At 69.6% G+C, this 15,141-nt stretch carries 13 protein-coding genes; all 13 read right to left on the minus strand.

Features of this window, described 5'->3' with window-relative positions; genetic code table 11:
* Positions 1-6: 6 nt before the first annotated feature.
* The gene (locus ACYVIO_RS02435) at positions 7-1,263 is read right to left on the minus strand and encodes a hypothetical protein (RefSeq protein WP_460648972.1); all 1,257 of its coding nucleotides are present in this window, start codon (positions 1,261-1,263) and stop codon (positions 7-9) included.
* Positions 1,264-1,286: 23 nt separating this feature from the next.
* On the minus strand, positions 1,287-2,591 hold the full coding sequence (locus ACYVIO_RS02440) for a hypothetical protein (protein ID WP_460648973.1): 1,305 nt from the start codon (positions 2,589-2,591) through the stop codon (positions 1,287-1,289).
* 10 nt (positions 2,592-2,601) lie between these two features.
* A complete protein-coding gene (locus ACYVIO_RS02445; protein ID WP_460648974.1) occupies positions 2,602-3,825 on the minus strand; it encodes a hypothetical protein in 1,224 nt (407 codons plus the stop codon).
* Between the two features lie 54 nt (positions 3,826-3,879).
* Positions 3,880-5,118, minus strand: coding sequence for a hypothetical protein (locus tag ACYVIO_RS02450; RefSeq protein WP_460648975.1), 1,239 nt, complete (start codon positions 5,116-5,118; stop codon positions 3,880-3,882).
* Between the two features lie 11 nt (positions 5,119-5,129).
* A complete protein-coding gene (locus ACYVIO_RS02455) occupies positions 5,130-6,341 on the minus strand; it encodes a hypothetical protein (protein WP_460648976.1) in 1,212 nt (403 codons plus the stop codon).
* Positions 6,342-6,494: 153 nt separating this feature from the next.
* Entirely contained in the window at positions 6,495-7,991 is a 1,497-nt protein-coding gene (locus tag ACYVIO_RS02460) for a catalase (RefSeq protein ID WP_460648977.1), read from the minus strand.
* A gap of 60 nt (positions 7,992-8,051) precedes the next feature.
* Positions 8,052-9,494 carry a multicopper oxidase family protein gene (locus tag ACYVIO_RS02465; RefSeq protein WP_460648978.1) on the minus strand — a complete coding sequence of 481 codons (1,443 nt, stop codon included), beginning with the start codon at positions 9,492-9,494 and terminating at the stop codon, positions 8,052-8,054.
* Positions 9,495-9,926 (minus strand): hypothetical protein, encoded by a 432-nt coding sequence (locus ACYVIO_RS02470; RefSeq protein WP_460648979.1) that lies wholly within the window; start codon positions 9,924-9,926, stop codon positions 9,495-9,497.
* 140 nt (positions 9,927-10,066) lie between these two features.
* Positions 10,067-10,834: a type III pantothenate kinase gene (locus ACYVIO_RS02475; RefSeq protein WP_460648980.1), complete on the minus strand. Its 768-nt coding sequence runs from the start codon at positions 10,832-10,834 to the stop codon at positions 10,067-10,069.
* Between the two features lies 1 nt (position 10,835).
* Positions 10,836-11,690: a carboxylating nicotinate-nucleotide diphosphorylase gene (gene nadC, locus ACYVIO_RS02480; RefSeq protein WP_460648981.1), complete on the minus strand. Its 855-nt coding sequence runs from the start codon at positions 11,688-11,690 to the stop codon at positions 10,836-10,838.
* A gap of 4 nt (positions 11,691-11,694) precedes the next feature.
* Positions 11,695-13,356, minus strand: a complete 1,662-nt coding sequence (locus tag ACYVIO_RS02485; protein WP_460648982.1) for an L-aspartate oxidase — start codon at positions 13,354-13,356, stop codon at positions 11,695-11,697.
* A gap of 22 nt (positions 13,357-13,378) precedes the next feature.
* Positions 13,379-14,206, minus strand: coding sequence for a pantoate--beta-alanine ligase (panC, locus tag ACYVIO_RS02490; protein WP_460648983.1), 828 nt, complete (start codon positions 14,204-14,206; stop codon positions 13,379-13,381).
* The gene (locus ACYVIO_RS02495) at positions 14,203-15,045 is read right to left on the minus strand and encodes a Rossmann-like and DUF2520 domain-containing protein (RefSeq protein WP_460648984.1); all 843 of its coding nucleotides are present in this window, start codon (positions 15,043-15,045) and stop codon (positions 14,203-14,205) included. The genes panC and ACYVIO_RS02495 overlap by 4 nt, the downstream gene beginning before the upstream one ends.
* Positions 15,046-15,141: the final 96 nt, after the last annotated feature.

The raw sequence follows: 15,141 nt of genomic DNA on the forward strand, positions 1-15,141 counted from the left end.
CGGCCTTCAGACCGTGGTGAGGACGAAGTTCGCGGAGTACGTCGCGGCGTACGTGTAGCCGTTCAGGACGACGGACGGGAGGTAATAGCGGTAGGTCATCCGGCCGGGGGCAGCGCCTTTCACGTAGCCGCGGACTTCGCCCCCGTCGGTCCTGACGTAGCCGACCGTGCTCCACGCCTTGCCGGTCCAGCGCTGCAGGACGACGGCGTAGCTGCAGTACGGCGAGTGGTTCAGCTCTGCGGTCGCGGTCTGTCCGCGACGCACGGTGGCCGGGGTGAAGCGCGCGCCCCAGGTGTTCACCTGGACGGTCATCGCGACGGACTGGCTGTAGCTGCCGAAGTAGGCGGAGACGCCGCCGTGGTCGAGGTGGTTGGGCAGAAGCACCCGGTAGTGCCGTGAGCCGGACGTGCCGAGCGGGAAGCGGAAGGTCCCGTTGCTCGCCTCCTGCGTCGTGACGGTGTACCACGCGCTGGTCGCGGAGTTCCGGGCCTGGAGGTAGACCAGCGAGCTGCGGCCGGCGAACCTCCCCGTGATCGCGAACTGTTCCGTCGGCGTACCGGACCTCACCCAGCTGGGGATGACGGCGGTCAGGCCGCCGCCCGCGGCGGACACGACGCGCGTGATCTGGCTGCCCCACTCGTTCACTGTCAGGACGTCGACCTGGTACGGCAACGCCCGGCCGGCCACCGTCACCGCGGTCGCCTTCGACGCGGCCGCGAGTGGCGTGCTCTTGCCCGCGACCACCAGGTACGGCGTGTAGGTGGTCGAGTCGGTCAGGTCGAGCGGGTCGTTCGGCGTGACGTCCCGCTCGGGGTACGGGTACGGCTTCCAGCGCACCGTCACAGTGCTGCTGCCGGCCATCGTCACCGAGTCCCGCGACGTCGGCCCGGCGTCGATCGTGTCGAACGGAGCCGAGGCCTGCACGGGCCCGGTCACACCGTCCTCGGTCCCGGCCGCGACGCCGATCTCCAGCGTGCCGTCGTACGGCGCGAGCTCGGCCGCCGCGTACTCCACCACGTTCGGAGCGCCTGCGGCGACGTACTTCGGCAGGAAGGTCGTCACCCCGCCGGGACGCTGCGCGACCACCTTGTTCGGCAGGTCGCCGTCTTCGGCCCAGGTCACGCGCACGATCTGGTGGCTCGAGTCCTTCCACGCGATCGTCACACCGGTCGGCGCCGGGTCGGCGGCGTACGCCGGGGTGACGGCCAGCGCACTGGCCGACAAGCCGGCGGTGACGGCCAGGGCCGTCCAGTTCTTCTTCACAGCAAGACCTTTCAGCGGGATGCTCATGCCCAGGGACAGCCCTGGGACTTCCGACAGGGGCCGTCCAGACCTGGCCCGACGTCGTTGACGAAGGTGTTCGTGTACGCCGCGGCGAACCGGGTGCCGCCGGACATCGCGGCCGGAACGTAGTACCGGTACGCCGTCCGGCCGACCTTGGTGGCGACGATCGAACCCCATCCGGTCCCGGCCTTGACCTGCACCGGGCCGACCGTGGTCCAGGCCTTGCCGTTCCAGCGCTGCAGCGTCGCGGTGGTGCTGACCTGCGGGTAGACGTAGACGCCCGTGGGGTTGCGCATGTAGGTGCCGATCGCGGTCCAGCTGAAGAACCCGGACACGCCCAGCTGGGTGGTCGAGGCCACCGTGGCCGTCGTCGCGCCGTACGCGATCAGCGCGCCGGCGTAGAAGGAGACCGTCGGCGCGACGACCCGGTACTGACGGCTGCCGCCGGTTCCGAACGGGAACGAGAACTTGCCGCCGGTGAAGGTGCTCGAACTGACCGTGTACCAAGGACTCGTCGAGCTGTTCCGCGCCTGCAGCACGATCTGCCGTCGCTCACCGGCGGGGGTGTAGGTGCCGGTGACCTGTGAGCTCTGGTTGTAGACCGCCCAGGCCGGGATCTTCGCGGTCAGCCGGGTCGCCTCGGCAGTCACGAGCTTCCGCTCGAACTGGCTGCCCCATTCGTTGTACGGGGCAACGTTCAGCGAGTACGCCGACCGCAGCGTGTAGGTGGCCTGCGTCGCGGCGCTGCGGGCGCCGATCGGGTACGACGCGCTCGTACCGGCCGGCGTGTAGCTCACCTGGTACGTCGGCGGCGCGGTCCGGTCGAGCGGGTCGTTCGGCGTGGTGTCCGTGCGCGCCTCGCTCTTCCACCGCACGGTCATCGCACCCGAGGCCGCCAACGTCCTGGACACCGCCTCCGGCGGATTCGGCGTGTTCGCGTCGAACCCGGGCGACAACGCTTCGGCGCCGGTCCCGCCGGACACCGTGAAGTCGAAGGGGACGTCGGGGCCGGTGCTCCAGTTGTCGGCGCGGATGGACGAGGCGGGGATCTCGACCGAGTTCGGCTGCTCCGCCGTCGTCGTCCGGGTCAGGTACACCGTGTCCGCGCCACGCTTGCGCAGCACGATCCTGTTCGCGACCGGCTCCGCCTCCTGCCAACTCACGACGACCTGCTGGAACGTGTCGTCCTTCCAGGCGATCGTCACGTCGGTCGTCGAGCTACCGGTCGCGAACGCCGGAATCGCCGTGAGCTCGGACCCGGCCAGGCCGGCAGCAAGAGCAAGGGCAACTGCGGGGAGGAGCTTCATCTGTTCCGTCTCAGGTCGTGGTGAGTACGAAGTTCGGGGAGTACGCCGCGGCGACGAACAGGCCGTTGGCGGTGGTACTGGGGACGTAGTAGCGGTAGGCGACGCGGCCCGGCGTCGTGCTGACGAACTGGCCGCGGGCGAAGCCGGTGGTGATCAGGACGTCCTTTACGTGCACCCAGGTCTTGCCGTTCCAGCGCTGGAGGTCGACGCGGCCCGTGAAGCGGGGGTCGACGTTCAGGTCGGCGGTCGCGGTCTGGCCGCGCTTGATGGTGGGGGTGTAGAAGTTCGCGGACGTGATGTGCTGCACGGTGGTCAGGGTCACGGGCGCGGTGGAGCCGCCGTACCAGACCTCGGTGCCTCGGGCAGCGTTCGCGGTGAGGATGCGGTACTGGCGGGTGCCGCGGTTGGTCACAGGGAAGGCGTACTTGCCGGACGAGTTGCCGACCGTCGTACCGACGACGTACCAGGCCGAGGTCGCGCTGTTGCGTGCCTGCAGGACGACGCGCTCCTGGACCGGCTGGCTGTACGAGCCCTGGATCAGCGTCTCGGTGCCGTACAGACCCCGCGCCGGGAGCTGCGCGGTCAGCTTCGCCGTCCGGACGTTGACGCGGGCACCGGTCTCGGTGCCCCACGGGTTCTGCGAGCGGACGCTGAAGGTGTACGACGGCACCGGGTTCGCGAACGTCGCCTGCAGAGCCTTGCTCGCCGCTGCGAGCGGGACCGTCTTGCCGGCCACCTCGTACTGCGGGACGTACGTCGTACCGGGCTCGTCGAGCGGATCGTTCGGCGTCGAGTCCGTGCGGACCGGCACCTGCCACTTGACGGTCAGTCCACTGCCCGCCGGCGTGACGGACACCAGTGTGGGGACGTCGGGGACGGTGGTACCGAAGCGCGCCGACAGGGCGGGCGTACCAGTGGTCTGCTCAGACGTACCGACGACGACGCCGACCTGCAAGGGGCCCGGCCCGGTCCCCAGCGCCACGATCGGGATGTCGACCTCGTTCGGACCGTCGGCAGGGAGGTAGCTCCGCCAGAACTTGGTGTTCGAACCGCGGACGTAGACCTCGTTCGGTCGCGGTGCGTCCTCGTCCCAGCGGACGTGGATCGTCTGGGTCGTCGCGTCCTTCCAGCTGATCTCGAGGTTCGTCGGCGCGGGGTCGGCCGCGTGCGCCGCGGGCAGCGGGAGCGCGACGAGGACCGCGGCGGCGGTGAGGGTCGGCCAGAGCTTGTTCACAAGACGTCCTAGGTGAAAGAGATGTTGGGGATATAGGCGGCCTTCATGGGTCCGTCAGGTGGTGGTGAGGACGAAGGTCGGGGAGTACGCCGCGTGGTAGGTGCCGCCGGCAATGGTTGCGGTGGGCACGTAGTAGCGGTAGGAGACGCGGCCGGGGGTGGTGCTGCGGACGTAGCCGTCGCCGAGGCCGTTGGTGAACTGGACCGGGCCGACGGTGGTCCAGGCCGAGCCGACGTAGCGCTGGAGGGTTGCCGTGCCGTTGTGGCCGGGGAGGACCTGGACGGTCGCGCGAGCGGTGTCGCCGCGCTTGATGGTGGGGGTCGGGAACGAGGCGTTCACCTTGTGCTGGACGTTGTTGGTGCCGATCGCGCTGTAGCCGCCGTACCAGACCTTGCTGCCGGCGACGGCGTTCTGGACCTGGACGCGGTACTGGCGGGACGGTGTGGTCTGGAAGGTGTACAGGTACGAGCCGGTCGTGTTCACGCGCGACGTGACGGTGTACCAGGCGCTCGTCGGGGTGTTGCGGGCCTCGAGGATCACCCTGCGGGGGGCGGTGCCCACGATCGTGCCCGTGAGGTCGAGCAGGTTGTCGTAGACGACCCAGGTCGGCACGTTCAGCGTCGGAGCGCTGGCAGCCGCCTCGACCAACTGGGCGATTGTCGTACCCCACTCGTTGCGGCTGGCAACGGAGAAGGTGAAAGCAGGGCTGTCGGTGCTGAAGGTCGCCCGGGTGCTGGTCGGGTCGGGTGCGCCGACGGAGACCGGGGGCTGGTCGCCGACCTGGTACTTCGGCGAGTAGTAGGGCGGCAGGTCCAGGTCCAGCGGGTCGAACGGGGTGAGGTCCTCGGCGACCGGGCCGTCCTTCCACTGCGCGGCGAGCGTGCTGCTGCCCGAGGGCACCGCGGAGGTCAGCTGCGGCTCGCTCGGCAGCTGGGTGTCGAAGCGCGGGGAACCCGCCAGCGGGCCGGCCTCAGGGTCGCCCTGGTTGCCGTAGGCAACAGCGAGCCGCAGGCTCGCCGACGTGGGGAACGACGAGGCCGGGATGTCCAGCTGGTTGGGAGCATCGGCGGTCGTCCAGGTCTCACGGATCGGCGTGTCGCCGTCCTTGGCCTGCAGGAGAATCCTGTTCGGCTGCGGCGAATCCTCCTCCCAGGTCAGGCGGACCGATGCGTGGGTGCCGTCGGCCCAGCCGACGGTGACGTTGGTCGGCGCTGCGGCGGCCGAGGCGGTGGTAGTGGCGGCTCCGGAGAGCGCGAGACCACCGACGAGGGCAAGGGCGGGCCACTTCTTCATGGGATTGCCTCTCAGGTGACGGTGAGGACAGCGGTCTGCGAGTACGCCGCGAGGTAGGTCGCGCCGCGGTAGACCGTGGTGGGGACGTAGTAGCGGTACGAGTACTTGCCAGGCACCGGATGACGGACGTACCCGTACGCCGTACCTGCCTCGGCCTTGACGGGGCCGACCGTCGTCCAGGCCTTGCCGTTCCAGCGCTGGAGTACGGCGGTGACCGCCGCGAGCGGGTAGACGGTCAGCGTCATCGTCCCCAGCTCACCGCGACGCACGGTCGGGTACGGGATCCCGAGGTTCACATTCAGCTGGACCTGGGACGTGATGACGGGGCTGTAACCGCCGAACCACACGAACTTGCCGCCGGCGGTGTTCGGGACCTGGACGCGGTACTGCCGCGGCGCCGAGTTCTGCAGCGAGAAGTAGTACTCCCCGGCGCTGAACGTGCGCGTCCCGACCACGTACCACGGGCTGGTCGGCGTGTTCCGCGCCTGCAGGATGACCGGCCGCGCGCCCGTTCCGGCGAACGTGCCGAACAGGTTGAACAAGGTGCCGTACGTGTGGATACCCGGCGCCGCCAGGGTCGGCGAACTGGTGCCCGACTCGACCAGCGCGGTGGTCGTCGTACCCCACTCGTTGAAGGTGGAGACGCTGAGGCGGAACGTCGGCGTCCGGCCGGTGACGGTCACCGAAGTCCCCGGTCCCTTGGGAGACACCTCCACGCCGTCGGCCTCCGCCTGGAACACCGCCGTCGGCACGCGGTCCAGCGGATCACCGAGCGTGGTGTCCGCCTTCGGCGTACCGGCCTTCCACGACGCGGTCAGCGTGCTCGTCCCCGAGATCGCCGACGACACCAGCTCGGCGGCCGCGGGAAGGTCGGTGTCGAACGACAAAGACAGGGTCACCGGCGCGGTTTCGTCGCCGGCCGAGACACCGATCTGCGTCAGCTGGCGAACGCGGACCAGCGACGCCGGAAGATCGACCTGGTTGGGCTCGTCGGCCGCGACCAGGGTCACGCCGTTCGCGACGGGTTTCCCGTTCTTGTACTGCACGACCCGGTTGGGCTGGGCGCCGTCGTCGTCCCAGGTCACCCGGACCGCGGAGAACGAGTCGTCCGCCCAGGCGATCGTCACGTTGGCCGGCGCGGCGGCAACGGCGGCGTGGGCCGGGGTGGTCAGCGTGGCGGCGAGCAGTGCGCCGGCAAGCAGGGGTACAGAAATGCGCTTCATCGAGTCCCCACACAAGAAGAGGGCCATGTTCCCCCACGGCCCAGCCAGCGCATTCTTCAGGACGAGCGTTGTGATTGGCAACAATGTTGCAGGTTGTTGCAGAACCGAAGCCCGCCCCGCGGTGCGCGGAGCGGGCTTCCGGAGTACGACGTATCAGTTGGCCTCGGCCTGGGCGGCGTCGGGCTCGCCGCCCGGGTTGGGCTCGCCGTTGCCCGCGCGGACCAGTTCCTCGATCCGCTTGCCGGTCTCGGGATCGACGTTCTTCCAGTACTGGAAGGCCTTCTCGAGCACCTCACCGTGGACGCCGCCGAGCAGGTGGCCGGCGACGGTCTGAACGAACTCCTCGCGCTGCGCGTCGTTCCAGACCTCGCGGACCAGCGTGCCGGCCTGGTTGAAGTCGCCGTCGTCGGGGCGCAGTTCGTACGCCGTACGGACGAACTCGCCGTCGGCCTCCCAGCTGTCCTCGACCGGGCCGGTCAGGTCGGAGTACGGGCGACCGGCCGAGTTCGGCGCGTAGACCGGCTGGTCGCCGGTGTGGTCGTAGGCCATCGGGCCGTCGAACACGTAGCTGTTCACCGGGACCTTCGGGCGGTTCACCGGCAGCTGCAGGTAGTTCGGGCCGATCCGGTAGCGGTGGGTGTCGGAGTACGCGAAGACTCGGCCGAGCAGCATCTTGTCCGGGCTGAAACCGATCCCCGGTACGACGGCCGACGGCTCGAACGCGGCCTGCTCGATCTGGGCGAAGAAGTTGTCCGGGTTCTTGGTCAGGGTCATCGTGCCGACCTTGATCAGCGGGTAGTCCGCGTGCGGCCAGATCTTGGTCAGGTCGAACGGGTTGAACCGGTACGACTTCGCGTCCTCGTACGGCATCAGCTGCACCGAGAGGACCCACGACGGGTGCTCACCGCGCTCGATCGCGTCGTACAGATCGCGACGGTGGAAGTCGGCGTCCTCGCCGGCGATCTTCGCGGCCTGCTCACCGGTCAGGTGCTCGACGCCCTGCTCGGTGTGGAAGTGGTACTTGACCCAGTGCTTCACGCCGGCCGCGTTGATCCACAGGTAGGTGTGCGAGCCGTAGCCGTTCATGTGCCGGTACGACTTCGGGATGCCGCGCTCGCCCATCAGGTAGGTGACCTGGTGCGCGGACTCCGGGTTCAGCGTCCAGAAGTCCCACTGCATGTGGTTGTCGCGCAGGCCGGAGCCGCCGCGGCGCTTCTGGGAGCGGATGAAGTGCGGGAACTTGATCCCGTCGCGGATGAAGAAGACCGGGGTGTTGTTGCCGACCAGGTCGTAGTTGCCCTCGCTGGTGTAGAACTTCAGCGCGAAACCGCGCGGGTCCCGCCAGGTGTCCGGGCTGCCGAGCTCGCCGGCGACAGTCGAGAACCGCGCGAGCATCTCGGTCGAGGCGCCCTGCTGGAACAGCGCCGCCTTCGTGTACGCGCTGACGTCCTCGGTGGTCTCGAACACGCCGAACGCGCCGCTGCCCTTGGCATGCACGTTGCGCTCCGGGACGCGCTCGCGGTTGAAGTGCGCCATCTGCTCGAGGAAGTGCGTGTCGTGCAGCAGGAGCGGGCCATTGGCTCCCAGCGTGAGGGAGTTGCGGTCACTCGGCGCCGGCGCACCGGTCGATGTCGTCGATCCCTGGGTCATGCTCCGACCTTTCCAGTTAATCTGGAATCAGTCAAGAAAGCACGTTCCGTAAGGTATCGGCTACTCCGGCTGGTTGCCGTGGGCGCCACCGCTGTGGAAGGTGGTGCCGACGCCGACGTACATGAGGTGCGTGACGAGCCCCTGAGCCGCGTGCTGCAGGTTGTGGCAGTGGTCCATCCAGACGCCGGGGTTGTCGGCGACGAAGGCGATCTCGTAGGTCTCGTTGTCCTCGACGTTGAGTGAGTCGACCCACCACGGGCTGCCGGTGGCGGCGACGCCGTCGCGGCTCAGGACGACGACGTGGTGGCCGTGCAGGTGCATCGGGTGGACCTGGCCGGAGTCGTTGCGCACGGTCATCCGGACGATGTCGCCGTCGGCCACCATGAACATCGGGACGTTCGGGAACTGGTGGCCGTTGATCGTCCACCACAGGCCGGGGCGGCCGTCGAAGAAGCCGGGGCGCCGGCCGATGCGGTACTCGAAATGCCTCGTCGCCTTCGCCGGATCGAAGGCCAGAGCCTTCGGTACGCCGTAGCTCAGCAGATCGACCCGTTCACGCGGTTCGGTCCCCTGGGGAGCATCGCCGGCGCCGATCACCAGCGTGGTCGGGCCGCCGCCGAGTCCGATCCTGACCGCGGATCCCTGTGGGACGGTCAGTTTCAGGTCGATCCGGCCGCCGGCCGTCACCAGGACCGACTTGTTCTCGACCACCGGCGGCTGGTTCACGTCCGTGCCGTCGACTGCCATCACCCGGTACGACGCACCGTCGACCCACGCGGCCATCGGGCCGTTGTCGGTGTTGATCAGCCGGACCCGCACCTCGGAGCCAGGCACCGCGTCGACCCGGCGTTCGCCGTACTGGCCGTTGACCGTGCGGACCTTGTCGTAGGTGTGCACGGCGGCGACGACATCACCTGCCGCCGGTGAGATCACCAGTACGCCGTACAGACCCTTGGCGACTTGCTCGTGGGAGACCTGGTGCGAGTGGTACCAGTACGTGCCGGCGTCGACCGCGACGAACTTGTAGACGAAGCTCTCCCCTGGCAGCACCGAGTCCTGGGTGATGCCCGCGACACCGTCCTCCGCCGGCGGCACGTCGACCCCGTGCCAGTGCAGCGTCACGCCGTCCGGAACGGACTCGTTGTGCAGTGTGACCTGGATCAGTTGCCCCTGCCGGGCGGTGATCCGCGGGCCGGGCGAGGTGTGGTTGAGCGTGTACCCATCGACAGCTCCACGGCCTTCGATGGTGATCGGCTCCTTGCGGGCGATCAGATCGACCAGTACGTCGGCCTTGCGGTCGGCCGGTACGGAGAACGAGGCGAGGTCGCGCTGATGCCCCGCGTGCTCCCCCGCGGTCGGTCCGCCGCCGAAGTCGGCGTACCCCATGTCCATCGGCGACAGGTCGCCCGGCACCAGGCTCTGCTGCCAGAAGAACCCGATCGGAGCAATGACGGCGACCGTCGCCACCACCGCAGCAACAAATCTTCTGGTTGCTTTAGGCATCTAAATGGGCGCGCTCGCCGTGGTCGGCGCCTCCGCTCTCGTGACCGCCCGACGCCCCGCGATCCCCGCGACCGCCAGCAGGGCCAGCGCGTTGATCCCGTGCAGCGCACCGATCGCCGGTGCGGCGAAGGAGGCGAACGCCAGGACGATCTGCAGCACGACCAGACCGACCACGATCAGCGCCCACTTGACCCCGCCGGCCACGTGCGCGAAGAAGGCGACGATCAGCAGCAGCAGCGCGAGGATCGGGATCACCATCATGCCGACGACGCCGTGCAGCTGGTGACCGAAGTTGCCCTCGTAGTTCTTGTCGATCACCAGCCCGCCGTCGACGTCCTTGAGCGCGGTGAACCAGCCGAGCGCGATCGCCATCACCTGGACGACCACCCCGAGCCCGATCAGCAGCGCGAGATAGCGGTAGACCGATTTCATGGATCCTCCCCCGGATCCGCGCGACCGTCAGCCGGGAGTCCCCACCTCCGGCCCGAGCACCCCCGCCCAGGAGTCGCGCGCTTTTCTCATGGTGCGACGGTCACCGCCCGCACACAAGAGGCCAATCCGGTGACGTCCCGTCACCCCACGTTGCGAGTGAAGGCCTGGTACAGCCCGAGCAGCGGCAGGAACGGCTCGTGGTGGGTGATCAACGCGGACTCCGGGACGATCACCGGCGCGAGCGCACCGGTCGCCACGACAGGGACCTCGCCCGGCGTCAGCGACTGCTCGGTGAGGATGCGCGTGACCAGCCCGTCGACCAGCGCGGTGAAGCCGAAGATCGCACCCGCCTGCAGTGCCTCGACGGTGTTCTTGGCGACGGCCGCCCGCGGGCGGGTGAGTTCGACGCGGCGGAGCTGGGCGGCGGATTCGCCGAGAGCGTCGGAGGAGGTCTCGATGCCGGGCGCGATCGAGCCGCCGACAAAGGCGCCGGCCGGGTTGACCAGGTCGACAGTGGTCGCCGTACCGATGTCGACGATCACGCAGGGAGCGCCGTACCGGTTGACGGCGCCGAGGGCGTTCGCGATCCGGTCCGTGCCGACCTCGCGGGGGTTGTCGACGAGCACCGGGAGGCCGGTCTTCACGCCGGGCTCGACGACGACGCTGGGGACGTCGCGGTAGTAGCGGGAGACGACGTCGCGCAGCTCGTGCAGGACGTGCGGTACGGCGGAGCAGACGGCGACGCCGGACACGGGCGTCTCGCCGGCCAGCAGGCCCTCGAGCAGGACCGCCCACTCGTCAGCGGTACGGCGGGGGTCGGTGCCCACCCACCAGTACCGCTTGACGGTGCCCTCGAAGACCAGTCCGACGAGGGTGCGGCTGTTCTCGACCGCGACGGCGAGCAGCATCTCAGGCTTCCTGTAGGTCCAAGGCGATGTCGAGGACCGGAGCCGAGTGGGTCAGCGCTCCGACGGCGAGGAAGTCGACGCCGGTCTCGGCGACCTTGCGGGCAACGTCCAGTGTGAGACCGCCGGAGGCCTCCAGGCGCGCCCGTCCGGCGATCTTCTCGACGGCTTCGCGGAGCTGGTCGATCTCCATGTTGTCCAGCAGGATCAGGTCCGCGCCGGACTCCAGCGCGATCAGCGCGTCGTCGACCGAGTCCACCTCGACCTCGACGGCGATCTCCGGGTAGGCCTTGCGGACCAGCCGGAACGCCTCGGCGACGCCGCCGGCCGCGATCACGTGGTTGTCCTTGATCAGTGCCGCGTCGGACAGGCCCATCCGGTGGTTCTTGCCGCCACCGCAGCGGACGGCGTACTTCTCCAGCGAACGCAGCAACGGCATCGTCTTGCGGGTGTCGCGGATCACCGCGCCGGTGCCCTCGACCTCGTCCACCCAGCGCCGGGTCAGCGAAGCGACCCCGGACAGGTGACAGACCAGGTTGAGCATCGTGCGCTCGGCGGTCAGCAGCTTGCGGGTCTTGCCCCGCACGGTCAGCAGGACGTCGCCCTTCTTCACCGCCGTACCGTCGGTGACCGAGTGCTCCACCTCGACCTCTTCGCTGCCCGCGACCAGCCGAATCACCAGTTCGGCGATCTCGAGGCCCGCGACCACACCGTCGGCCCGAGCGACCAGCTCGGCGACCGAGACCTGCGCCTCGTCGACGGTCGCCGTGGTGGTGACATCGACACCGCCGGCCAGGTCCTCCTCGATGGTGGCCCGGACCAGGTCCTCGACCCACCGCCTGTCGAGCGTGTCATCCATGTCGCTACTTCCCCTCCGATGCTTCCTTCAGCGCCACGAAGGCCGTGGCCGGCCGGGCGGTGGTTCCGTCCCCCGGCAACGTGAGGTCCAGATTGCCCGACCACTGTGTGTCGTCGCGATCCGGGTGGTCCTCACGCCAGTGCGAGCCGCGGCTCTCCTCGCGCGCCGTGGCCGCCGCGACCAGGGCGGTCGCGACGGTGGCCAGGTTGGTGGCCTCCCAGCTCGGCGTCCCGGGGTCGCCCGCGGGCTGCTGGATCAGCTCGCCGAGCCGGTCGCCGGCGTCGGCCAGCCCGGTCGCGCTCCGGATCACTCCGGCGCCGACCGTCATCACCCGTTGCAGTTCCGGTACGACGTCCGCGTCCACCAAGCCGGGAACCCTACCGTCGTCGGCCGGTTCGCGCAGGTCCGGAAGGTCGTCGGCCAGCGCGGAGGCGATCCGGCGGGCGAAGACGAGGCCCTCCAGCAACGAGTTGGAGGCGAGCCGGTTCGCACCGTGTACGCCGGTGCAGGCGACCTCGCCGCACGCGTACAGGCCGGGCACCGACGTCTGGCCGTGCAGGTCGGTCCAGACGCCACCGGAGGAGTAGTGGCAGGCCGGCGCGACCGGGATCAGTTCGCGGACCGGGTCGATACCGTGCGAGCGGCAGGAGGCGAGGATGGTCGGGAACCGCACCCGCCACTTCTCGTCGCCGAAGTGCCGCGCGTCGAGCAGCATGTGGTCCTTGCCGGTGGCAAGCATCTGCCGCATGATCGCCTTCGCCACGATGTCCCGCGGCGCCAGGTCGGCGAGCTCGTGCTGCCCCTGCATGAACCGGTTACCGGCGTGGTCGACCAGGAACGCGCCCTCGCCGCGGACGGCCTCGGAGACCAACGGCTGCTGGCCTTTCGCGCCCTTGCCCAGCCAGAGCACGGTCGGGTGGAACTGGATGAACTCCAGGTCCCGCACCTTCGCCCCGGCGCGCAGCGCGAGCGCCATCCCGTCGCCGGTCGAGACGCTCGGGTTGGTCGTGGCGGCGTACAGCTGACCGAGCCCACCCGAAGCCAGTACGACGGCCCGGCTGCGAATCTGGCCGACGCCGTCGAGTTGTCCTTCGCCCATCACGTGCAGCGTGACGCCGGCGACCGCTCCGTCCGCGGCGCGCAAGAGGTCCAGGACGAGCGCGTGCTCGATGATCCGGATGTCGTCGGCCCGCTTCACCGCGTCGACCAGGGCGCGCTCGATCTCGGCGCCGGTCGCGTCACCGCCGGCGTGGGCGATCCGGTTGCGGTGGTGGCCGCCTTCGCGGGTCAGCGACAGGTCGCCGTCCGCCCGCTTGTCGAACACGGCACCGAGCTCGATCAGGTCGCGTACAGCGTCCGGCCCTTCGGTCACCAGAGCCCGTACGGCGGCCGGGTCGGACAGCCCGGCGCCCGCGACGAGGGTGTCCTGCAGGTGGTCCTCGGGCGAGTCACCCGGCCCGAGCGCGGCCGCGATCCCGCCCTGCGCCCACTGCGTCGAGCCCGACGCGACGACGTCCTTGGTCACCACCACTACGGACCCGAACTCGCGCAGCCGAAGTGCGGCGGTCAGTCCCGCGATCCCCGAGCCGATCACCACCACGTCGACCGTGTCGGTCCAGCCGGGTGCGGGCGCAGCAAGCCGTTGTGGAACGGCAGGAGCAGTCATCCAACGACCGTATCAATGGATTTCATCGAAGGGTGATGGAAATGTTGTCAATGAGACGGGTCGCTCCCACCCGGGCGGCGATCAGCATCCGCGCCTCGCCCGGGCCGATGACCGGGCCCAGATCGGGGGCTCTGAGCGCGAGATAGTCGATCTTCACCGACGGAACAGCCTCCAGCTCGGCGTGAGCGGCAGCCAGTACGGCGTCCGGCCCGTTCATCCCGGCCTTCGCGCCCGCGGTGAGCGCCCGGTACAGCACCAGCGCCTCGTCACGCTCGGTCTCGTCCAGGTAGCGGTTGCGCGACGACAGCGCCAGCCCGTCGGGCTCACGCACCGTCGGCACCGGCACGATGTCGACGTCCCAGTCCAGGTCGCAGACCATCTCCCGGATCAGCGTGATCTGCTGGTAGTCCTTCTCGCCGAACAGCGCCAGGTCCGGCGACGTCAGGTGCAGCATCTTCGCGACCACGGTCAGTACGCCGCCGAAGTGCCCTGGGCGGACCATGCCCTCGAGCTCGTCGGCGAGTGGCCCCGGGTGCACGGTGATCGACGGCTCGTTCGGGTAGAGCTCGTCACGGGACGGGTTGAAGACCAGGTCGACACCCTCGGCCTTGGCGATCGCCAGATCGCTGGCCAGCGTGCGCGGGTACCGGTCGAAGTCCTCGCTCGGCCCGAACTGCAACGGGTTCACGAAGATCGTCAGCAGCACGCTGCCGTCCGGCCCGACCCGCTCGCGTGCCTCGGCGAGCAGCGCGGCATGCCCGTCGTGCAGCGCGCCCATCGTCATCACGACCGCCCGTGGCCGGACCGCCGCCGCGGCGCGCAGCTCGGCCTTCGTCTGGGTGAGTCTCATCGCGGTGCCTCCCCTGTCCGGTGCCGCTTCAACAGCTCGGCGAACCGCTCGGCTGTCGCGCCGTCGATCCGCCCGTCCTCCGTCACCCGTTCCACCGTGGCCCGGGCCAGCTCGGCGTACGTGCTCGCCGTGCGGCCCCGCAGGACGGCCAGGTGGGCCTCCACCGTCTCCACGTCGCCGCGGGCGATCGGCCCGGTGAGCGCATCATGACCGGAGCGCAGCGTGTTGTCGAGAGTTGCGGACAGCAGCGGGCCAAGTGCCGCCGCAGGATCCCGTACGCCGGCTTCTCGCAGTACGTCGAACGCCTGGCTGACCAGCGTCGTCAGGTGGTTCGCTCCGTGGACCAGACCGGCGTGGTAGAGCGCCCGGTGCTCCTCGGCGACCCACTGGACGCCCGCACCGAGTCCCTTGACCAGGCGCTCGACGAAGTCCACCGCCTCGGCTGGAGCTGTGGCAGTGAAGACCACGTCGGTCAGGTCGACCGGGCCGCTTGGAAAGGTCATCGGCGGGTGCAGGGCGACCGGGATCGCCTGGGTGCCGTGCAGGACTGTGAGGCCGTGCGCGCCGGACAGGTGGACGACGTACTGATCAGGGGTCAGCGGCAACGTGGCCGCAACCGGTCCGATCGCGTCGTCCGGGACAGCGAGCAGTACGACGTCAGCCTGGCGCGTCACCTCTTGCGGGGTGCGCACGGGGACGTGCGGGAGCAGGTGGGCGGCCCGGTCGAGCGATGCTCGCGAGCGCGCGCTGACGCCGGTGACGGGGTGTCCGGCCGACGCCAAGGCTGCTCCCAGGGCACTGCCGGCCCGCCCGGCTCCGATGATGCCGATGCGTTCCATGTCCACTCTCTACGTTCCAGTCCCGGTGGCGGGTACCAGACGATTGGTGCGGTTGCCGACAAGGGTAGTGCGGATTCGGTGGGTCTGGTGGAGTCC

This window comes from Kribbella endophytica (assembly GCF_054781295.1).

Excerpts from the sequence above, each read along its gene's own strand:
- ACYVIO_RS02440 (WP_460648973.1), bottom strand. The coding sequence starts at position 2,591 with ATGAAGCTCCTCCCCGCAGTTGCCCTTGCTCTTGCTGCCGGCCTGGCC.
- ACYVIO_RS02450 (WP_460648975.1), bottom strand. The coding sequence starts at position 5,118 with ATGAAGAAGTGGCCCGCCCTTGCCCTCGTCGGTGGTCTCGCGCTCTCC.
- ACYVIO_RS02455 (WP_460648976.1), bottom strand. The coding sequence starts at position 6,341 with ATGAAGCGCATTTCTGTACCCCTGCTTGCCGGCGCACTGCTCGCCGCC.
- ACYVIO_RS02460 (WP_460648977.1), bottom strand. The coding sequence starts at position 7,991 with ATGACCCAGGGATCGACGACATCGACCGGTGCGCCGGCGCCGAGTGAC.
- ACYVIO_RS02465 (WP_460648978.1), bottom strand. The coding sequence starts at position 9,494 with ATGCCTAAAGCAACCAGAAGATTTGTTGCTGCGGTGGTGGCGACGGTC.
- ACYVIO_RS02470 (WP_460648979.1), bottom strand. The coding sequence starts at position 9,926 with ATGAAATCGGTCTACCGCTATCTCGCGCTGCTGATCGGGCTCGGGGTG.
- ACYVIO_RS02475 (WP_460648980.1), bottom strand. The coding sequence starts at position 10,834 with ATGCTGCTCGCCGTCGCGGTCGAGAACAGCCGCACCCTCGTCGGACTG.
- nadC (WP_460648981.1), bottom strand. The coding sequence starts at position 11,690 with ATGGATGACACGCTCGACAGGCGGTGGGTCGAGGACCTGGTCCGGGCC.
- ACYVIO_RS02485 (WP_460648982.1), bottom strand. The coding sequence starts at position 13,356 with ATGACTGCTCCTGCCGTTCCACAACGGCTTGCTGCGCCCGCACCCGGC.
- panC (WP_460648983.1), bottom strand. The coding sequence starts at position 14,206 with ATGAGACTCACCCAGACGAAGGCCGAGCTGCGCGCCGCGGCGGCGGTC.
- ACYVIO_RS02495 (WP_460648984.1), bottom strand. The coding sequence starts at position 15,045 with ATGGAACGCATCGGCATCATCGGAGCCGGGCGGGCCGGCAGTGCCCTG.